The organism is Aliidiomarina celeris (assembly GCF_003316875.1).
Lineage (GTDB): Bacteria > Pseudomonadota > Gammaproteobacteria > Enterobacterales > Alteromonadaceae > Aliidiomarina > Aliidiomarina celeris.
The window spans coordinates 154148-172078 of sequence record NZ_QMIL01000001.1 but is presented as its reverse complement, the minus strand read 5'-3'; the positions used below and the strand labels follow the sequence as shown (position 1 = coordinate 172078).

Here is a 17931-nt window from a genome sequence, read left to right as displayed (position 1 = left end):
ATGCCTCTAAGTTTACGGTTCTCGCTACGTGTCGCATTAACCTGCTAAGCCATTGCATTATAAAACAGTTCGTTCGTTTCACTTGCGGCTTGCAAAGCGACTTCCTCTGGCGGGTTTTCAACCACCCGCTGCTCTGGAACAATTCCCAAACGTGCGAACAGACGTTGATCCGCGTCCGCCACTGGGTTCGCTGTGGTCAGAAGCTTTTCTCCGTAAAAAATTGAATTAGCGCCAGCAAAGAAGCACAGGGCCTGCAGCTCATCGCTCATGGTTTCGCGCCCTGCCGATAACCGCACATGAGACGCGGGCATAAGAATTCGCGCAACGGCGATAGTGCGCACAAATTCAAAAGGATCCAGATCCTCGACCTCAGCCATGGGCGTTCCCGCAACTTTCACCAACATGTTAATGGGCACACTTTCGGGCGGCTGTTCCATATTAGCCAGCTGCTGCAATAAACCAATCCGATCACTTTGTTCTTCGCCCATGCCGACAATTCCCCCCGAACATACCTTCATGCCTGCGTCGCGGACATTTTGCAGCGTGTTCAATCGGTCTTGGTACGTACGTGTGGTAATAATGTCGCCGTAAAACTCGGGCGAGGTATCGAGGTTATGGTTGTAATAATCAAGGCCTGCCTGGCCAAGCTTTTCAGCTTGCTCCGGCGATAACATGCCCAACGTCATGCAGGTTTCTAAACCGAGTTCCCGCACACCTTCAATCATGGCAATCAGTTTTGGCATGTCGCGCTCTTTCGGATTACGCCACGCTGCGCCCATGCAAAACCGCGATGCGCCCGTTTCTTTAGCTCGTGCGGCCTGCTCAAGAATAGCCTGAACTTCCATCAAGGCTTCTTTCTCTAAACCCGTGTCATAACGCGCACTCTGAGGGCAGTATTTGCAGTCTTCCGGGCAAGCGCCTGTTTTAATCGATAGCAAAGTCGACACCTGCACTTCGTTCGGGTTGAAATGCCGACGGTGAACACTTTGTGCTTGAAAAAGTAGGTTATTAAAAGGCGTGTCAAACAAACGTTGAATATCACTGCGGCTATAACGAGGCTGTGCGGAAGTCATGGTTCGGACCTTTTCTAAGAGGTTTGTTAGCGGCGTTTTCTCAGGCACTTCAGTTTTTCACGCAATAAGCGTTCCCAAAATTAACGCTCGATCATTTGAATGAGGGCTATTACACTGGCGCTCACGCCCCTTGTCAACGAACTAAAACAAGCAAAGTTTACAGATGATTAAATTTCAACCAGAGCAAGATGATCTAGCCTTTGACCGTACGCATATTTGGCATCCGTACACCTCCCTATTGGATCCCTTACCTACCTACCCTGTAGTGAGTGCAGAAGGGGTTATGCTTAAACTGGAGGACGGTCGGCAACTGATTGACGGCATGGCCTCGTGGTGGTCGGCGATTCATGGCTATAACCACCCTCATCTTAATCAAGCCTTGGCAGCTCAAAGCCAGCAAATGAGCCATGTCATGTTTGGCGGTATTACTCACCCCCCTGCCGTTGCATTGTGCCGAAAGCTGGTGGAGCTCACACCACAGCCATTAGAAGCGGTATTTTTGGCAGACTCTGGCTCGATAGCCGTGGAAGTGGCCATTAAGATTGCGCTGCAATATCAAACCAGTCGCGGTAACATGCGTAAACAGCGGCTTGCCACCATTCGACGCGGATATCACGGCGATACCTTCGCCACCATGGCCGTTTGTGATCCAATCAATGGTATGCACGAACATTTTCGTGGTGTGCTGCCAGAACATTATTTTGTTCCTGCCCCGGAAATTACTCCTGAGCAAACATGGGATCCGGCGGAGATTGCGCCCGTACAGGTACTCTTTGAACAACATCATGAAAGCATCGCCGCCTTTATTCTAGAGCCCATAGTGCAAGGTGCGGGTGGCATGCGTTTTTATCACCCCGAATACTTGAAAGCATTACGCGCGCTTACCGAACGCTACGACATTTTGCTCATCGCAGACGAGATAGCGACAGGTTTCGGTCGCACGGGCAAGCTCTTTGCCTGTGAGCACGCTAACATCGTGCCGGATATTCTGTGTCTTGGTAAGGCCCTCACCGGGGGCTACATGACCCTTGCCGCCACCCTCACCACCCTTGATATTGCCCACAGTATCGGCCGCGGCCCTCATAAAGTGCTTATGCACGGCCCAACTTTTATGGGCAACCCGCTGGCTTGTGCCGTGGCTCACGCCAGCCTTGAACTGATTCAACGGGGAGACTGGCAACAGCAAGTACCACGTATCGAACAAGAGCTAAGAGCCGGTTTAGCCCCCTGTCTGCAGGGGGAAGGTGTGGTCGATGTGCGGGTTTTCGGTGCTATTGGCGTGGTGGAATTCGCTCAGCCTTTGGATGTCGCTAGGGTTCAAGCCGTGCTAGTTGAAGACGGTATTTGGATTCGCCCATTTGGCCGTTTACTCTACGTTATGCCGCCTTATATCAGCGAAACCAAACATATAGCAGCACTCACCGCGGCCATGGTGAAAATCAGCAATATTTTTCCTTGAGTCTGGCTCCAGTCAAGGTAACATATCGGCTTATTTTCATTGAAGTTGGAGAGCATTCATGGCCTTTGCAGTAGTCAAAGAGATTTTGGCTGGTAAATATGCTGTAGGCGACACCATTGTCGTACGTGGCTGGGTTCGTACCCGTCGCGATTCTAAAGCAGGTATTTCATTTATTAACGTTCACGACGGCTCTTGTTTCGACGCCGTTCAAGCCGTTGTTCCAAATACCCTGCCCAATTACAGCAGCGAAGTGCAGAAGCTCACCACCGGTTGCTCCGTAGCGATTACCGGTAGCATTGTGGAGTCGGAAGGCCAAGGCCAAGACTTTGAAGTGCAAGCCAGCCATGTCGAAGTGTTGGGCTGGGTAGAAGACCCAGACACCTATCCGATGGCACCGAAACGCCACAGCATGGAATACTTGCGAGAGTTTGCCCATTTACGCCCGCGTACCAACGTTGCTGGCGCGGTCACTCGCGTTCGCCACTGTTTGGCACAAGCGGTTCATCGCTTCTTCCATGAACGCGGCTTCTATTGGATCAGTACTCCGATCATCACCACCAGCGACGCGGAAGGCGCCGGTGAATTGTTCCGTGTGTCTACCCTCGACATGACCAATCTGCCACTCACCGACAAGGGTAAAGTGGACTACAAACAAGATTTCTTCGGTAAAGAAGCATTTTTAACCGTATCTGGTCAGCTTAACGTTGAAGCTTTCGCCTGTGCCTTGTCGAAGGTATACACCTTCGGACCAACGTTCCGAGCCGAAAACTCAAACACCAGCCGTCATTTGGCGGAGTTTTGGATGATCGAGCCTGAAGTCGCTTTCGCTGATCTTGACGATATGGCGGCGCTCGCAGAAGACATGCTGAAGTATGTCCTGAAAGCCGTATTGGAAGAGCGTGCCGACGACATGCAGTTCTTTGCTCAGCGTATCGACAAAAATGCCATTACGCGTATAGAGCAGCTGATTGCTAACGACTTTGTACACATGGACTACACCGACGCCATTGAAATTCTAAAGAACTGTGGCAAGACCTTCGACTACCCGGTGGAATGGGGTGTCGATTTGCAATCAGAGCACGAGCGCTATCTTGCCGAAGAGCACGTGGGTGCGCCGGTCATTCTTAAAAACTATCCACGCGACATTAAAGCCTTTTACATGCGCCAGAACGACGACGGAAAAACCGTTGCAGCCATGGACGTATTAGCACCGGGTATTGGCGAAATCATTGGCGGCAGCGCCCGTGAAGAACGCCTTGATCTACTCGACAAACGTTTAGAAGAAATGAAACTGCCGAAGGAAGAATACGACTGGTATCGCGACTTACGCCGTTACGGCACCGTGCCTCACGCAGGCTTTGGTTTAGGTTTCGAACGCTTGGTGGCTTATGTAACCGGCATGACCAATATTCGCGACGTAATTCCCTACCCGCGAAGCCCCAATAACGCCGACTTTTAAGCGTTATTCGATTCAACACTTCGGAACGCGCGGCATTGCCGCGCGTTAACCGCAACCCGAATTCAACACCAAAATCCCACACCGCCGACCGCAATACGTTAAATACAACATTAAAGCGGTGACGGAAAAAACACGGTTTCCGTTTTTGCAGGCTTGATTGGCGTTGCTACCGCCGGTGTGCCAATGTAAATAAACCCCACAATATCTTCATTCGCAACACCCAAGGCCTCTTTTACCGTATTCGACTCGGCATAAGGTCCGGTGCGCCAAACTGCACCGTAGCCTTGCACAAATGCCATTTGTAACAAGGCATGGCCCGCGCATGCGGCACTTGCAAATTGTTCTGCTCGGGGTACCTTCTCGTTACTTTGGTAGCGCGTAGTTAAAACAAATACGAGCGGCGCACGAAGCGGCAACTCAGGAGCGCGCGCAACCGCTTGGTCACCCATATTCTCGTTTTGCGCGGCCCGTTTGAACACCTGCCCGAGCTTCTCGAGCGCTTCACCTTGCAGAACAAAAAACTGATAAGGCACCAAGTTCATATGATCCGGAACCCGCAATGCTGCCGCTTGTAACAGTTCGAGATCAGCCGGCGTTGGCCCCGGCGCAATTAAACGCGGCATCGACGAGCGATTCAATAATAAATGACGTGCGTGCATACATACTCTCGAAATAATGGTCGTTTATGGGGGAAAGATACCACTGGCCCGCATACACTTAAAGCGAGGCTTCGTTTTTTAGGTGAATATGGTTACACTGTGCCGCATTCAATTCAGGCGGGAACGGCAGATGGACAATCGCAAGCATATTTATATCGCCTACACTGGCGGTACCATTGGCATGATGAAGTCGGAGCAAGGTTATGTGCCCGCGCCCGGCTTTCTCGAGCAATCGTTGAAAGGTATGCCCGAATTCTATCGCCCAGAAATGCCTGCTTTTACCTTATGTGAATACGACCCACTGATGGACTCGTCTGACATGAGCCCGTCAGACTGGCAACGCATTGCTGCCGACATTCGCGACCATTATGAACAGTTCGACGGCTTTGTTATTCTGCATGGCACCGACACCATGGCCTATACGGCTTCTGCGTTGTCGTTTATGTTCGAGAATCTTAGCAAGCCGGTTATTGTTACCGGCTCGCAAATTCCCCTCGCGGCACTGCGTTCAGACGGTCAAACTAACCTATTAAATGCGCTCTATGTTGCGGCCCATTACCCTATTCACGAAGTAAGCCTATTTTTCAATAATCAATTGTTTCGCGGTAATCGTGCAACCAAAGCCGACGCCGACGGCTTCGACGCTTTTGCTTCGCCAAACTTCCCAGCGCTTCTTAAAGCCGGAATTGACATTGATATTCTTGAAGGCCAAGTAAACCCCGTTGGTAATGAGCCACTGCACGTTCAGTGCGTAACAGCACAAGACATTGGAGTGGTCACTTTATACCCGGGTATGAGTGCCAATATTATCGACAGCCTTGTAAACCAACCTGTCAAAGCGTTGATTATTCAGAGTTTTGGAGTTGGCAATGCGCCCAATCATGGTGAATTACCCAAAGCCATAGCGCGGGCGGTAAAAGCAGGTATTCCGGTATTGAATTGCACTCAGTGTTTTAAAGGCACCGTTAATATGCATGGCTATGCAACGGGCAATGCGCTCGCCGATTTAGGGGTAATCAGTGGCACCGACATGACCATTGAAGCCGCACTTACTAAGCTTCACTATTTGCTCAGCAAAGGCTTTGCAGGTGAACGGTTACGCAGTGAACTTACTCGTAATATTCGTGGAGAGTTAAGCGCTGAATAGCACGCTTAACCTCGGTTCCAGCGGTTACGCCCTGCATGTTTGGCTTGATACGCAGCTTTATCGGCCCGGCGCAGCACGTCTACTTCGGACTGATCGTGGGCTTGCACTTCGGTAATACCGATACTTACGGTAACTTCAGGTAAGGAGCGCGCTTCCGTAATTTTGGGGATTTGCTGCAAAATAGTGTCGGCAATGGACTCTGCTCGTTTTGCAGGGCAGCCGGGTAAGACAATCACAAATTCATCACCGCCAAGCCGCCCTACCCAGTCCGAATCACGAACTGCGTGCGTGAGCACTTTCGCAACTTCAACCAGTACGTAGTCGCCGGCTTCATGCCCGTGCTCGTCGTTAACGGTTTTAAAATTATCGAGATCGAGCGCCATTAAGGTGTAAGTTTTATTGAACAAGCGGGACTCGTTCCAATTTTTTTGCATAACCTCTTCTATGCCGCGGCGGTTCAGAATTTCAGTTAATTCGTCAATATGAACTTTCGAGCGCAAATCATGAATTTCGCTGTTCTGCTCGGTCACGTCGGTTACGGTACCCACATGCCCTAAACATGTACCATGGTCAAAAACGGGCTTAATCTCCACCAATAACCAAATTTGCTTGTTGCTAGCAGTATTAAATTCGAACTCAAGCTCAATTTCTTTTTGTTCTGCAATGGCCTCGAGCCAACGGCTTCGAACATCATTCTTGTCGCTCGATACGCTCTTTTCAATTAATGCACCTTTTACAATATCTTGCTCGTCGTAACCCGTTATGGCCATTAAGGTTTCGTTCACATATTCAATTTCACCCGCGGAGTTCGCCATAAAATGCCCCGCCGAAGATGTACTTAACACCATGTTTAAATAAGCTTGACGTTGGAACGATTGCCGCCGCTGCTGTTCATTATTATCAATTAAACGATTAAACGCCTGTGCTAATTCGTCCAGTTCTGCCGTGTTAACTTCGCTAAGCCGGTAACCACTATTATTGCGAATAAGGTTTACTTCGTTGCGCAGTTTCTTCAGGGGTTTCAACTGTACCCGAACGATCACTGAAATGAGTAATAGAATCAATAAACTAGAAATTCCGCCCGTGAGCAGTTGAATACGGCGTAAATCGTATACCGGCGCCAAAGCTTCGTTTAGCGGAATAGCCGCACCTAAAACCCAAGGTGCGTTACGAATGCGGTAAAAGGTTTGCAACCACCGCTCCCCTTGGCTTTCGGTAACCTGAGCCCGCACTTGCCCTTCTGCGAAAGCATTGCTCATTAACTGCAGCTGGGCTTCAGGAACGTCCGCCAACATCGCTACAGACGGATGACTCATAACCAGACCCGCCATTGAGCTTAAGGCAAGAAAACCGCGGCTCGATAACGAAGCCTCTTTAATTTGCTGAAAAATAGTATCGCTAGTAAGGCTTAAATTCCCCACCAACACGCCAACCTGCAGTTCATTCTGCAAAACAGGGAGGGTTATGTGAACAACCACCTCGTTTTCATCAGCCTCGGAATTATCTAGGCCGACAATTCCACAGCGATGTGGATCGCTAATTTGTAGCGCAAAATCACCATGATCAACCCACTCCATTAAATGGTTGTTGCTGATATTTTGGCCTATCGACAGCTCTCCACCTGGATGCCAAGCGCCACGAATGGTACCCGCTTGATCAATGAACCATAAGCTTCTAAATAGGCGCCGCACGCCTGCCATCGGTGGAAAATCGTTGTTAGCGAAACCACTTTGTAGTGCCATTTGGTCGGCCACATCGCTAAGTGCGTCAAAACGCGAGGCTAATGCAGCTTCAATTCCGTGGCCATAATTCTCGGTAATAAAAACAAGTTCTTTTTCAACCTGCTCGGTTAATCGCTGTTGCTGATATTGAATCGACACCACCACCAAGAGAACCACCACCGCCACTAATGAAAGTGCCAGTGAAAGAACGAGCCTTGTCGATAATCGATTCAAAAATGAGCCCATTTAAAACCTCGCGCGGCCGAAACCGAAGTCGGCAAAAATACAACTTTTTAGTTATAGGTATAACAACAGCTTAGCGCAACTTTTTAGAAATGCTTGGTGGTAAATTTGCAAAAATTTAAAGGCTGACTAATAGTTAAGGTAGTTCTTATGTTTGAATTCTCCCTGCAGCCTTCACAGTAAAGCTGCTTTAAGGAGTTAGCGCACGGCTCTTCTAAAGAGCCTTTTCCCCTGAGCTCGGAACACTTCCCTTGGTTCCGAGCTTTTTCTTTTTTTACGTCTTCCGTGCGCCAGAAAAAAGTGTATAAAAGTTATCACGGGTTTGCTCCGCAACCCGCTCCACAGACACCCCCTGCAAAGCCGCAACACAGCGTGCAACCTCAACCACATAAGCCGGCTCATTTTCTTTACCACGATGTGGCACGGGCGCCAGCCAGGGTGCGTCGGTTTCAATTAAAATACGCTCTATAGGTAACTGACGAACAACCTGGCGAAGCTCTTCGGCATTGCGAAAAGTTGCGATGCCCGAAATAGAAATATAGAACCCAAGCTCTATGGCTTCACGTGCCATTTGAAGCGACTCGGTAAAACAATGTAAAACACCACCACAGCGTTCAACACCGCCTTCTTTTAACATACCAATAGTATCTTGGTGCGCATCTCGGGTGTGAATAATTAAGGGTTTGTTTACTTCACAGGCAATTTCAATGTGCGACGCAAAACTTTCTTGTTGCGCCTTGTGTTGTTCTTTGTCGTAGTAATAATCAAGCCCTGTTTCACCAACGGCCACTACACTTTTATCCGCCACTAGAGTGCGCAACTGTTCAGCGTTGTAGGTCTGCTCTTTCATATAGAGCGGGTGCACGCCACAAGAAAAACTCACATTCTCTCGATCACCCACAATTTTTCTCATTTGTGGATAATCTTCGAGCGTAACGCCAATGCAAAGAATATGCTCCACGCCAGCGGCTGTTGCTCGCGCTAGCACAGGTTCAATACCCTCGTTTTGAGTGGCTTTTATCTTGTCGAGGTGGCAATGGGAGTCAACAAACTGCATGACTACTCCTGTAATAAACTAAATACAAACTGTTCAAGCACTATCTTACCATTAATGCCAGACCCTTGAACCTGCTCTTTAATTGCCAGTAGCCGTGCATACCAGAGCGATAGTTTCTCAGCCATCGCCGGATTTTGCCGCAAGCATTGATGCCATTTTGCATCAAGGTCATTGCTTGGCTCTTGGTTCAACAAGGCTACGCGTTGCGCATACACCAAGCTTTCTAAGGCTTGATCAATCCATGCAAGCTGCTCAGGTGCTTTCTCGGGCGCCTTAAAGGCTTCACCTGCAAGTAAAGGTAATAAAGGCTCTTGCTCAACCGTTCCGCCTTTTAACTGCTCCAAAACGCTAAGCGGTTTACGTTGCGCTTCACTTAACAAAGCGGGGTCAGTTACTGTTTGTCCAGCGTATTGGCGTAGCCAATTTTCAATTTCGTTCAAGCTAGGGCGCGGCATATTGTAAATCGTTAAACGGCTGCGTACCGTGGGTATCAATCGACTAAACCGCTCTGGGCATAGAATTAAATAATTGTCTTGTGGCGGCTCTTCTAGCGTTTTTAATAATCCGTTCGCTGCTGCTTCGGTCATCATTTCTGCCTGCTGAATCACAACAACGGTAGCACCAGACTGATTCGCTCGCTGCCATACTTTATCTTGCAGTGCGCGAATACGATCAATACCAATTTTTTTCCCGTCTTCAGGGGCTATCAATACATAGTCGGGATGGTTGCCAGCTTGGTGTAACAAGCAACTCTTGCAATGCCCACAAGCACTATTGCCCTGCTCTAAACACAATAACCAAGCCACCAGAGCGTCGAGCAAAACTTCACTGCCGGCTTGTGGCTCCCACGCCAATCCAAGTGCGTGCGGTAAACCTTGGTTCGTTCTTGCCATAGCCCATTGCTTCCAAAGCGGGCGCAACCACGGAAAGGTTAACTCGGCCATTGCTGCTCCAATATTGCAAGCACTTCAGCTTTCACCTGCTCGGGTGTTTGGCTCGCATCTAGGGTAACAATATTCGGGTCGGCAGCGGCTAAAGCTTGGTAGCGAGCGCGGGTACGCTGGAAAAATGACAACGCCTCACGTTCAATCCGGTCGAGCGCTCCGCGCGAGCGCGCGCGCGTGAGCCCAAGTTCCGGCTCAATATCCAAGTAGAGCGTTAAATCGGGTTTAAAGCCTTTCAGCGTCATCGCTCCCAACGTTTGCAGCATCTCGTCGTTTAATTCTCGACCACCGCCTTGGTACGCGCGAGATGACAGATCGTGCCGATCACCCACAACCCATTGCTGTTGTGCTAAGGCAGGCTGAATCACTTCATGTACCAGTTGATTGCGTGCAGCGTACATAATCAGCAACTCGGTTTCTGCATGCACATGCTCTTGCCACTCTTGTTTTATTAACGTTCTTAACGACTCGGCTAAGGGGGTGCCACCCGGCTCGCGAACACTAATAAACGGCAACTGGCGTTGTGCGAGCCAATCCGTAATCACACTCAACACGGTGCTTTTACCGGCGCCTTCGAGTCCTTCTACAACAATAAAAGCTGGTTTCATTAGTTTCTCTGGTAAGTTTGCACCGCGCGATTATGTTCTGCCAAGGTGCGGGAAAATATATGAGTGCCGTCATTACGGCTCACAAAGTAATAATAGTCGGTGTGTTCAGGATTTAAGGTAGCCGCAATGGCGTCTTTTCCTGGCATTGCTATTGGAGTTGGCGGTAGACCGTTAATTCGGTATGTATTATACGGAGTAGTTTCTTGAATATCAGACCGATAAATAACGCCCCTGTATCGCTCTCCGAGACCGTACACAATAGTTGGGTCCGACTGTAACCGCATGCCCGAATTTAAACGGTTTACAAAGACCGACGCCACTTTTCCGCGCTCGTGCGCTGCCCCTGTTTCTTTTTCAACAATAGAGGCAAGCACTAATGCTTCATAAGGGCTGTCGAGCGGAATGTCATCAGCCCGTTGTTGCCAAAGTTCTAGCAGTACGGCTTCCATGCGACGAAATGCCTGTTGATAAATCTGGCGGTCGGTGGTGCCCGCATAAAAACGATAGGTGTCGGGAAACAAGAGGCCTTCGGGCAAACTGTAGTTTGTGTCCGACGCCAACTGCTCAATGATTTGTTCAGGTGTTAAGTCCGCCCATTCTTGGCGTAATCGAGGATGCTCGGCCACAAGTGCTCGCCATTCACTAAAATTAAGCCCTTCAGCAAAGGTAATGGAGAAGAAATGCTGTTCACCGTTATTCATTCGCTGCCACAAGCTCTGTAATGAATCTTCAGGCTTTACTTGGTACACCCCCGCTTGCAGGTTTCCTGCGCCCCCAAACAATCGCGCACTCCAATACAGGGTGGTTTCGTTTATAAATAAGTGCTTGGAAACAATCCCTTGCGCCAATAATAAACGACTCACCGAACGGCTATGACTTCCGCGTGGAATTTCAACAAGCACAGGCGCTTGTGCCAACGTAAGGCTAGATGGGCTATTGAACCAGTGATTAAACCACAAGTATAACGCAAATAACGCCGCGAAACCGACGGTAACGAGCCCAACGAGAACGCCCAGAATCCATTTCAACACCCGTACTTTCACTCCTTTAATACTAAACCACGAAATGCACCAAAAGCAGGAAACGTTAGCTTATCAATACTACGAACAGGGGCACAACCTAACAGCGCATTACATATAAACGCTTCATCGGCCTCGTACACATGTTCAAGCCGATAGTCGCCTAACTGTATGCTAGGATTAAGCGCTAGTAACATAGCGCGCATGCTGCCGTGTACTCCTGTTCGCGATAATTTTGGCGTAAACCATTGCTGTTTGCGGCGCCAAAAGAGATTCGCTGCCGTGGTTTCAGCAACATAACCGCTTTGCTCTAACACAACCAAATCTTGCCAATTCGAAGCTGTCAACTCCTGCTTTAACACCACTTGCTCGAGCCTGTTTAAAGTTTTCAGGCCTACCAAAGCGGTCATTTGCGGCGCCAGCCTGTTGCTTGCCACACCTAAATGAACGCCCTGCTCGCGCCATTGCGGGTAGTATTGGGGAACTGCAAAGCAACTCACTATAAGCCGTGTTTCTACCCGCTCAGGTGGTGTATAGCCCTGCCCTCCACTACCCCGCGTTAAGGTAATTCTAACCCCCGCATGACCACTCGAAAAGCAGCGCGCTGCCGCTTGTTCAATCTCTTGCTTTAACCCTTTGCTGGTCAGTGATTGCAGTGGCAAACTCAATGTGCTCGCACAGCGCTCAATACGCCGCCAATGCCAAGCCCAATTTTCGGCGTTATGGTTGCTAATACATACCGTGGTAAAGAAGCCATCGCCATACAACAAACCACGATCTGTCGCTGGAATTAATCCATCTGCTTTACCGTTCACCCATACTTGCATGCACTTGGCGCCTTTTTTTACCCTGTAAACCGCGTAAACAACAAGCTACCGTTGGTACCACCAAAACCAAAAGAATTACACAACGCTGCATCCACGATTTGCTGGCGCGCTCGGTGTGGCACATAGTCAAGATCACATTCGGTGTCGGGCTGGTCGAGGTTAATCGTTGGCGGTACAACTTGATCGCGTATTGCTAAAATAGTGAAAATAGCCTCCACAGCTCCCGCTGCACCCAAAAGGTGGCCAGTCATGGATTTCGTAGAGCTTATGGCTACCTGATCGGCTTTTTTGCCGAAAACCGACTTAATAGCGCGTGTCTCGGCAATATCGCCAGCCGGCGTTGATGTTCCGTGAGCATTGATGTAGTGAATTGCCTGTTCGCTTGCATTCGCATCTTTTAGTGCATTTTTCATCGCAGCTGCCGCGCCTTCACCATTTTCAGGCGGAGAGGTCATGTGAAACGCATCGGCACTCATACCAAAACCCGCAAGCTCGGCCAAAATAGTAGCGCCACGTGCTTTTGCTGATTCATAAGACTCGAGCACCACAACACCCGCGCCGTCGCCTAATACAAAACCGTCGCGGTTTTTATCCCAAGGGCGACTCGCCGCTTGTGGATTATCGTTTCGTGTTGAGAGCGCGCGCGCAGCGTTAAAGCCGGCAATGCCCAACGGTGTTGACGCTTTTTCCGCTCCGCCTGCAATCATAATGTCGGCGTCGCCATAAGCAATTACGCGGGCGGCTTGACCGATATTATGTACGCCACTTGTACAAGCCGTCACAATCGCCATATTTGGGCCGGTAAGACCATACATCATGGAAATCTGACCGCTGATCATATTAATAATCGACGAGGGGACAAAAAAGGGAGAAACCTTACGCGGCCCGCCATTCAGTAATTTTTCATGATTTTCTTCAATACCACGCAGACCACCAATCCCTGAACTCACCATCACTCCAATACGATCACGATTGGCATCCGTAATGGTTAGGCCACTGTGCTCAATGGCTTCCATGGCAGCAACCACACCGTATTGAATAAAGGTGTCCATTTTGCGAGCTTCTTTCGCCGGCATATAGTCGTTGGCGTTGAACTCTTTCACTAAAGCTGCAAAATGTGTTGCATAATCTGTTGTGTCGAAATGGTCAATGAAGCCAACACCAGACTCTCCTGCAAGAATACTTTTCCAAGTGCTACTTACATTTAAACCATTCGGGGTCACCATGCCTAATCCGGTAACCACAACGCGGCGTTTACTCATTACTAAGCCCTCTTTTAAATTCCCTCATTGTACGCAGTAGGCGGTTACAAAGACCACAAAAAAAAGGGCGGAATTTTTCAATTCCGCCCTTTTCAATCTATTCGCTATTACTCTTCAGAGTGCGCTGTCACGTAGTCAATTGCAGCTTGAACAGTACGGATTTTTTCAGCTTCTTCGTCTGGAATTTCAGTTTCAAACTCTTCTTCAAGAGCCATTACTAATTCAACGGTATCCAGCGAGTCTGCACCCAGATCGTTTTCAAAAGAAGCTTCAGGTTTTACTTCTTCTTCTTTCACACCAAGTTGCTCAATAATAATTTTTTTAACGCGTTCTTCGATAGTACTCATTAGGATCCCTCAATTAGGTATCATGTTTAAATTTGCGGCTAGTGTAGTCAAACCGACCGCACGATTAAAGTAAAAATTTCGAATTCTTGCGAGGTAAGACCTCACACCGGTGCAAAAGTGCCGAATTTTCGTGCACATTCGCGAATCTTTACGCCATATTCATGCCACCGTTCACATGAATGGTTTCGCCTGTAACGTATGCAGCGCCTGGCGACACTAAAAAAGCCACCGCTGCTGCAATTTCTTCTGGCTTACCTAAGCGCGCTGCCGGAATAGTATCAAAAATTCGCTGCTTTTGGTCCTCTGTTAACGATCTTGTCATGTCTGTATCAATAAAACCCGGCGACACGGCATTTACAGTCACACCACGGGAGGCAATTTCTTGTGCCAATGACTTGGTAAACCCAATTAACCCCGCTTTCGCTGCACAATAATTTGCTTGCCCTGGGTTTCCAGTAGTTCCAACCACCGAGCCAATATTCACAATCCGGCCGTTACGCTTTTTCATCATACCGCGCATAACCGCTTTGCAAAGCTTAAATACTGCCGTTAAGTTCGTATTGATAACGTCGTTCCATTCGTCGTCTTTCATTCGCATAAGCAAGTTGTCGCGGGTAATGCCGGCGTTATTCACGAGAATATCAATAGCACCGTGATCATTTTGTACTTGTGCAATAAATTCGTCGATTGCGCCTTCTCCAGTTACATTCAAACACAAGCCCTTACCCGCGCTGCCTAAGTAGTCGCTAATGGCGCTGGCGCCTTGCTCACTGGTTGCGGTTCCAACCACAAAAGCCCCTTTAGCAACAAGAGCTTCCGCGATAGCGCGACCAATTCCTCGGCTTGCACCGGTTACTACTGCAATTTGTCCTGTTAACTCACTCATTATGTACTCTCTACACTCTCTCAGTATTTATTATTCAACGTTTGAGGTTTCGTTAAAGCTCGCTACACTGGCAGCATCACCCAGTGCTTGGCCGTTAAGCGCCTTGTTAATGCGCTTGGTTAACCCCGTTAACACTTTCCCCGGACCTACTTCATACAAGGTCTCAATGCCGTCTTGCCCCATGCGTTGAACGGTTTCAGTCCAACGCACCGGTGAATACAATTGTTCCACCAAGGCTTGGCGAATATCATTCACCTGCGTTGCTACATTTACGTTTACATTATGAATTACCGGTACATTTGGTACTTGAATATCGATACTGGCAAGCGCTGCTGCAAGCTCTTTTGCAGCGGGTTGCATAAGCGCGCAATGCGAAGGCACACTCACAGGTAACGGCAACACCCGTTTTGCGCCTGCTGCTTTACAGGCTTCAGCCGCACGTTCAACGGCTGCTTTATGACCGGCAATCACCACTTGGCCAGGCGAGTTATAGTTCACGGGAGCCACTACTTCTTGCCCTGCGGCTTCTTTACAGGCGAGTTCAATTGCCGCGTCCTCTAAGCCAATGACCGCGGCCATTGCGCCCGTACCTGCTGGCACCGCAGCCTGCATTGCTCGCCCACGAAGTTCAACAAGGCGCACCGCGTCGGTAAATTTCAAAGCGCCGGCACACACCAACGCAGAATATTCGCCAAGGCTATGGCCAGCGAATACTGCCGGGCTTGGGCCTTTTAAGCTTCTAAATAAAGCGACGCTAGCCGTTAAAATTGCAGGCTGCGTAACCTCTGTTTGGTTCAACCGGTTATCTGCGTCGTTACTCACCACACTCCACAAGTCGTACCCTAACACTTCGCTCGCTTCCGCGAAGGTTTCTCGTACCACACTAAACTGCTCTGCAACGTCGGCTAGCATGCCAACCGCTTGTGATCCTTGGCCCGGAAAAACAAATGCATACTTACTCATACTTAATCCTTCAGTTTCTTCTTTTGTTGTCTGAATGAGAACTTGCCTTTAATACACTACAAGAGCTGAGCCCCACGCAAAACCACCGCCAAAAGCTTCGAGTAACAGCCGTTGCCCGCGTTGAATGCGACCGTCGCGAATGGCAACGTCAAGCGCAATGGGCACCGACGCCGCCGACGTATTGCCGGTATATTCAAGCGTAAGTACAACCTGCTCAATCGGCATTTTTAATTTTTTTGCGGTGGCTTGAATAATACGATAATTCGCTTGATGGGGCACCAGCCAATCTAACTGGTCAGGTTTGAGGTTGTGCTGCTTTAAGGTGTCTTGCACTAACTCTGACAGCTTTTGCACCGCAACTCGAAAAACTTCGTTGCCCTTCATGTACAACCAGGCTTGCTCGGTAATTGGGTCGGCATTGCGGCCTGGCAAGTCGGCACCCAGTAAACTGGCATATTCACCCGCGCAATAAATGTGGGTTGACAGCACGCCAGCTTGATCACTGGCAGATAGCACTGCCGCCCCTGCTCCGTCGCCAAAGAGCACAATGGTGTTGCGATCTTCAGGGTTACAGAGCCGAGATAACACGTCGGCACCCACCACCAACACGTGGCGCGCCATACCAGTTTTTATATATTGATCGGCCACACTCATGGCAAAAATGAACCCTGCACAAGCTGCGGCAATATCAAACGCGGCGGCTTTTGTTGCACCGAGTTCTGCCTGAACCTCACACGCTGCACTTGGAAATGCTTTATCGGCAGACGTTGTGGCAACAACAATCATATCAAGCTGCGCGGCCTGAACACCTGCGGCGGCTAATGCTTCACGGCTGGCCGCCGTGGCCATACTCACCACGTTTTCATTGCTGGCGGCAATACGGCGCTCTCGAATACCGGTACGCTCTCGAATCCACTGATCAGAGGTATCGACTCGGCTTTCCAATTCGGTGTTGGTTAAACGATAAGCAGGCAAATAATGCCCAGTCCCTGAAATTCGTGAAAACATGCTGCTCCTCGGCCAAATCCTAGCCTTGGCAGCTAGGAGACTTTAATCGTGCTCGATTAAAGCAGATTCGATTCGGTTATGAACACGCGAAGGTAAATGCTCTTGAGCCTCTCGCACCGCTTGGCGAATGGCACTGTAAAACCCCTGAGCCGAAGCATTACCATGGCTCTTCACAACCACTCCGCGCAATCCTAACAGAGTTGCACCGTTGTACTGGTCGGGGTTGAGCCATTGCCAAGATTTTTTAAAACGTTTGTACAAAACCCAAGCTAACAAGCGGCTGAACCAATGGCCTTTAAAAGTGCGTTCAAAATTGTCGTACAGCAGTTTTGCCATGCCTTCACAACTTTTAAGCGCCACATTACCGGAGAAACCGTCGCATACAATCACGTCGGCTTTACCGGAAAAAATATCATTGCCTTCTACAAAGCCAATGTAGTTTACGTGGGAGGAGGCTTTTAGTAGAGCGGCCGCTTGTCGCACCGTGTCATGCCCTTTTATCTCTTCAACGCCCATATTCAATAACGCAACGCGAGGATTAACCTTGCCGCCAATTTCCTCTGCCAAAACAGATCCCATAACGCCAAACTGAAACAAGGTCTCTGCGTCACAACTTGGATTTGCGCCGAGGTCGAGTAAAAGACTTTGCGACTCGTCTTGGTTGGGTAACGGCGCAACAAGCGCTGGCCGAATAACACCCGCTATGGTTTTTAATTTTAGGTAAGACAGCGCCATCAACGCACCCGTATTGCCTGCACTCACACAGGCCTGTGCGCGCTCTTCCGCCACACTTTCAACCGCTAAACGCATAGACGCTTTTGGTTTAGAACGAATGCATTGACCGGGTTTATCAGTCATTTCAATCACTTCGTTTGTGTGTTCGAGTTGAATTCGAGGGTGCTTGAGGAGTTGATGTTTTTTGAGTAGAGGAAGAAGTTCGGCTTGGTCGCCAAACAATAAAAAGTTGATCGTCGGAAATGATTGCAGCGCTCGTTCGAGCGCTGCAACAACAATAGAGGGACCACGGTCACCGCCCATTGTATCTAAGGCAATAGTGAGCGAGCTCATAAGCCTTATTTTACGATAACTTGCTTACCTTTATAGTAACCGTCAGCAGTTACGTGGTGACGGCGATGCGTTTCACCGCTCGTCTGGTCTACAGACAATGCAGCACCGTTCAACGAGTCGTGTGAACGACGCATGCCACGCGCAGAGCGTGATTTCTTACTTTTTTGTACAGCCATTGAAA

General features: G+C 49.2%; 18 protein-coding genes. 3 read left to right on the top strand and 15 right to left on the bottom strand.

Annotated elements, in window-relative coordinates; genetic code table 11:
* Window positions 1-44: 44 nt before the first annotated feature.
* Window positions 45-1073, bottom strand: coding sequence for a biotin synthase BioB (bioB, locus tag DQW12_RS00780; RefSeq protein ID WP_113905813.1), 1029 nt, complete (start codon window positions 1071-1073; stop codon window positions 45-47).
* Between the two features lie 163 nt (window positions 1074-1236).
* Between bioB and bioA the strand changes: the two genes are divergently transcribed.
* The gene (gene bioA / locus DQW12_RS00775) at window positions 1237-2532 is read left to right on the top strand and encodes an adenosylmethionine--8-amino-7-oxononanoate transaminase (RefSeq protein WP_113905812.1); all 1296 of its coding nucleotides are present in this window, start codon (window positions 1237-1239) and stop codon (window positions 2530-2532) included.
* A gap of 58 nt (window positions 2533-2590) precedes the next feature.
* Window positions 2591-3991: an asparagine--tRNA ligase gene (gene asnS / locus DQW12_RS00770; protein ID WP_113905811.1), complete on the top strand. Its 1401-nt coding sequence runs from the start codon at window positions 2591-2593 to the stop codon at window positions 3989-3991.
* Between the two features lie 110 nt (window positions 3992-4101).
* On the opposite strand, the gene DQW12_RS00765 is transcribed toward asnS, so the two are convergent.
* A complete protein-coding gene (locus DQW12_RS00765; RefSeq protein WP_113905810.1) occupies window positions 4102-4650 on the bottom strand; it encodes a nitroreductase family protein in 549 nt (182 codons plus the stop codon).
* Window positions 4651-4780: 130 nt separating this feature from the next.
* On the opposite strand from DQW12_RS00765, the gene ansA reads away from it, so the two are divergent.
* Entirely contained in the window at window positions 4781-5797 is a 1017-nt protein-coding gene (gene ansA / locus DQW12_RS00760; RefSeq protein ID WP_113905809.1) for an asparaginase, read from the top strand.
* Between the two features lie 5 nt (window positions 5798-5802).
* Here ansA and DQW12_RS00755 read toward each other — a convergent pair whose 3' ends face one another.
* The 13 genes from DQW12_RS00755 to rpmF all read right to left on the bottom strand — a co-directional run bounded on the left by DQW12_RS00755 (window position 5803) and on the right by rpmF (window position 17926).
* On the bottom strand, window positions 5803-7764 hold the full coding sequence (locus DQW12_RS00755) for a sensor domain-containing diguanylate cyclase (RefSeq protein WP_113905808.1): 1962 nt from the start codon (window positions 7762-7764) through the stop codon (window positions 5803-5805).
* A 271-nt stretch (window positions 7765-8035) separates the two neighbouring features.
* Window positions 8036-8818, bottom strand: coding sequence for a TatD family hydrolase (locus DQW12_RS00750; RefSeq protein WP_113905807.1), 783 nt, complete (start codon window positions 8816-8818; stop codon window positions 8036-8038).
* Window positions 8819-8820: 2 nt separating this feature from the next.
* Complete coding sequence (locus DQW12_RS00745) at window positions 8821-9762, bottom strand: DNA polymerase III subunit delta' (protein WP_113905806.1); 942 nt, start codon at window positions 9760-9762, stop codon at window positions 8821-8823.
* On the bottom strand, window positions 9750-10370 hold the full coding sequence (gene tmk, locus DQW12_RS00740; RefSeq protein WP_113905805.1) for a dTMP kinase: 621 nt from the start codon (window positions 10368-10370) through the stop codon (window positions 9750-9752). The genes DQW12_RS00745 and tmk overlap by 13 nt, the downstream gene beginning before the upstream one ends.
* Complete coding sequence (gene mltG / locus DQW12_RS00735) at window positions 10370-11401, bottom strand: endolytic transglycosylase MltG (protein WP_157957804.1); 1032 nt, start codon at window positions 11399-11401, stop codon at window positions 10370-10372. The genes tmk and mltG overlap by 1 nt, the downstream gene beginning before the upstream one ends.
* Before the next feature lie 8 nt (window positions 11402-11409).
* Window positions 11410-12216 (bottom strand): aminodeoxychorismate lyase, encoded by an 807-nt coding sequence (gene pabC / locus DQW12_RS00730; RefSeq protein WP_113905803.1) that lies wholly within the window; start codon window positions 12214-12216, stop codon window positions 11410-11412.
* Window positions 12217-12233: 17 nt separating this feature from the next.
* Window positions 12234-13478, bottom strand: a complete 1245-nt coding sequence (fabF, locus tag DQW12_RS00725; protein ID WP_113905802.1) for a beta-ketoacyl-ACP synthase II — start codon at window positions 13476-13478, stop codon at window positions 12234-12236.
* Between the two features lie 107 nt (window positions 13479-13585).
* Window positions 13586-13825, bottom strand: coding sequence for an acyl carrier protein (acpP, locus tag DQW12_RS00720; protein ID WP_113905801.1), 240 nt, complete (start codon window positions 13823-13825; stop codon window positions 13586-13588).
* Window positions 13826-13973: 148 nt separating this feature from the next.
* Window positions 13974-14711, bottom strand: a complete 738-nt coding sequence (gene fabG, locus DQW12_RS00715) for a 3-oxoacyl-ACP reductase FabG (RefSeq protein ID WP_113905800.1) — start codon at window positions 14709-14711, stop codon at window positions 13974-13976.
* A 30-nt stretch (window positions 14712-14741) separates the two neighbouring features.
* Entirely contained in the window at window positions 14742-15674 is a 933-nt protein-coding gene (fabD, locus tag DQW12_RS00710) for an ACP S-malonyltransferase (RefSeq protein ID WP_113905799.1), read from the bottom strand.
* A gap of 48 nt (window positions 15675-15722) precedes the next feature.
* Entirely contained in the window at window positions 15723-16682 is a 960-nt protein-coding gene (locus DQW12_RS00705; RefSeq protein ID WP_113905798.1) for a beta-ketoacyl-ACP synthase III, read from the bottom strand.
* A 42-nt stretch (window positions 16683-16724) separates the two neighbouring features.
* Window positions 16725-17750 carry a phosphate acyltransferase PlsX gene (gene plsX / locus DQW12_RS00700; protein WP_113905797.1) on the bottom strand — a complete coding sequence of 342 codons (1026 nt, stop codon included), beginning with the start codon at window positions 17748-17750 and terminating at the stop codon, window positions 16725-16727.
* Between the two features lie 5 nt (window positions 17751-17755).
* A complete protein-coding gene (gene rpmF / locus DQW12_RS00695) occupies window positions 17756-17926 on the bottom strand; it encodes a 50S ribosomal protein L32 (protein WP_113905796.1) in 171 nt (56 codons plus the stop codon).
* Window positions 17927-17931: the final 5 nt, after the last annotated feature.

Bases quoted from the DNA above. Each gene is read 5' to 3' on its own strand.
- bioB (WP_113905813.1), bottom strand. From the start codon at position 1,073: ATGACTTCCGCACAGCCTCGTTATAGCCGCAGTGATATTCAACGTTTG.
- bioA (WP_113905812.1), top strand. From the start codon at position 1,237: ATGATTAAATTTCAACCAGAGCAAGATGATCTAGCCTTTGACCGTACG.
- asnS (WP_113905811.1), top strand. From the start codon at position 2,591: ATGGCCTTTGCAGTAGTCAAAGAGATTTTGGCTGGTAAATATGCTGTA.
- DQW12_RS00765 (WP_113905810.1), bottom strand. From the start codon at position 4,650: ATGCACGCACGTCATTTATTATTGAATCGCTCGTCGATGCCGCGTTTA.
- ansA (WP_113905809.1), top strand. From the start codon at position 4,781: ATGGACAATCGCAAGCATATTTATATCGCCTACACTGGCGGTACCATT.
- DQW12_RS00755 (WP_113905808.1), bottom strand. From the start codon at position 7,764: ATGGGCTCATTTTTGAATCGATTATCGACAAGGCTCGTTCTTTCACTG.
- DQW12_RS00750 (WP_113905807.1), bottom strand. From the start codon at position 8,818: ATGCAGTTTGTTGACTCCCATTGCCACCTCGACAAGATAAAAGCCACT.
- DQW12_RS00745 (WP_113905806.1), bottom strand. From the start codon at position 9,762: ATGGCCGAGTTAACCTTTCCGTGGTTGCGCCCGCTTTGGAAGCAATGG.
- tmk (WP_113905805.1), bottom strand. From the start codon at position 10,370: ATGAAACCAGCTTTTATTGTTGTAGAAGGACTCGAAGGCGCCGGTAAA.
- pabC (WP_113905803.1), bottom strand. From the start codon at position 12,216: ATGCAAGTATGGGTGAACGGTAAAGCAGATGGATTAATTCCAGCGACA.
- fabF (WP_113905802.1), bottom strand. From the start codon at position 13,478: ATGAGTAAACGCCGCGTTGTGGTTACCGGATTAGGCATGGTGACCCCG.
- acpP (WP_113905801.1), bottom strand. From the start codon at position 13,825: ATGAGTACTATCGAAGAACGCGTTAAAAAAATTATTATTGAGCAACTT.
- fabG (WP_113905800.1), bottom strand. From the start codon at position 14,711: ATGAGTGAGTTAACAGGACAAATTGCAGTAGTAACCGGTGCAAGCCGA.
- fabD (WP_113905799.1), bottom strand. From the start codon at position 15,674: ATGAGTAAGTATGCATTTGTTTTTCCGGGCCAAGGATCACAAGCGGTT.
- DQW12_RS00705 (WP_113905798.1), bottom strand. From the start codon at position 16,682: ATGTTTTCACGAATTTCAGGGACTGGGCATTATTTGCCTGCTTATCGT.
- plsX (WP_113905797.1), bottom strand. From the start codon at position 17,750: ATGAGCTCGCTCACTATTGCCTTAGATACAATGGGCGGTGACCGTGGT.
- rpmF (WP_113905796.1), bottom strand. From the start codon at position 17,926: ATGGCTGTACAAAAAAGTAAGAAATCACGCTCTGCGCGTGGCATGCGT.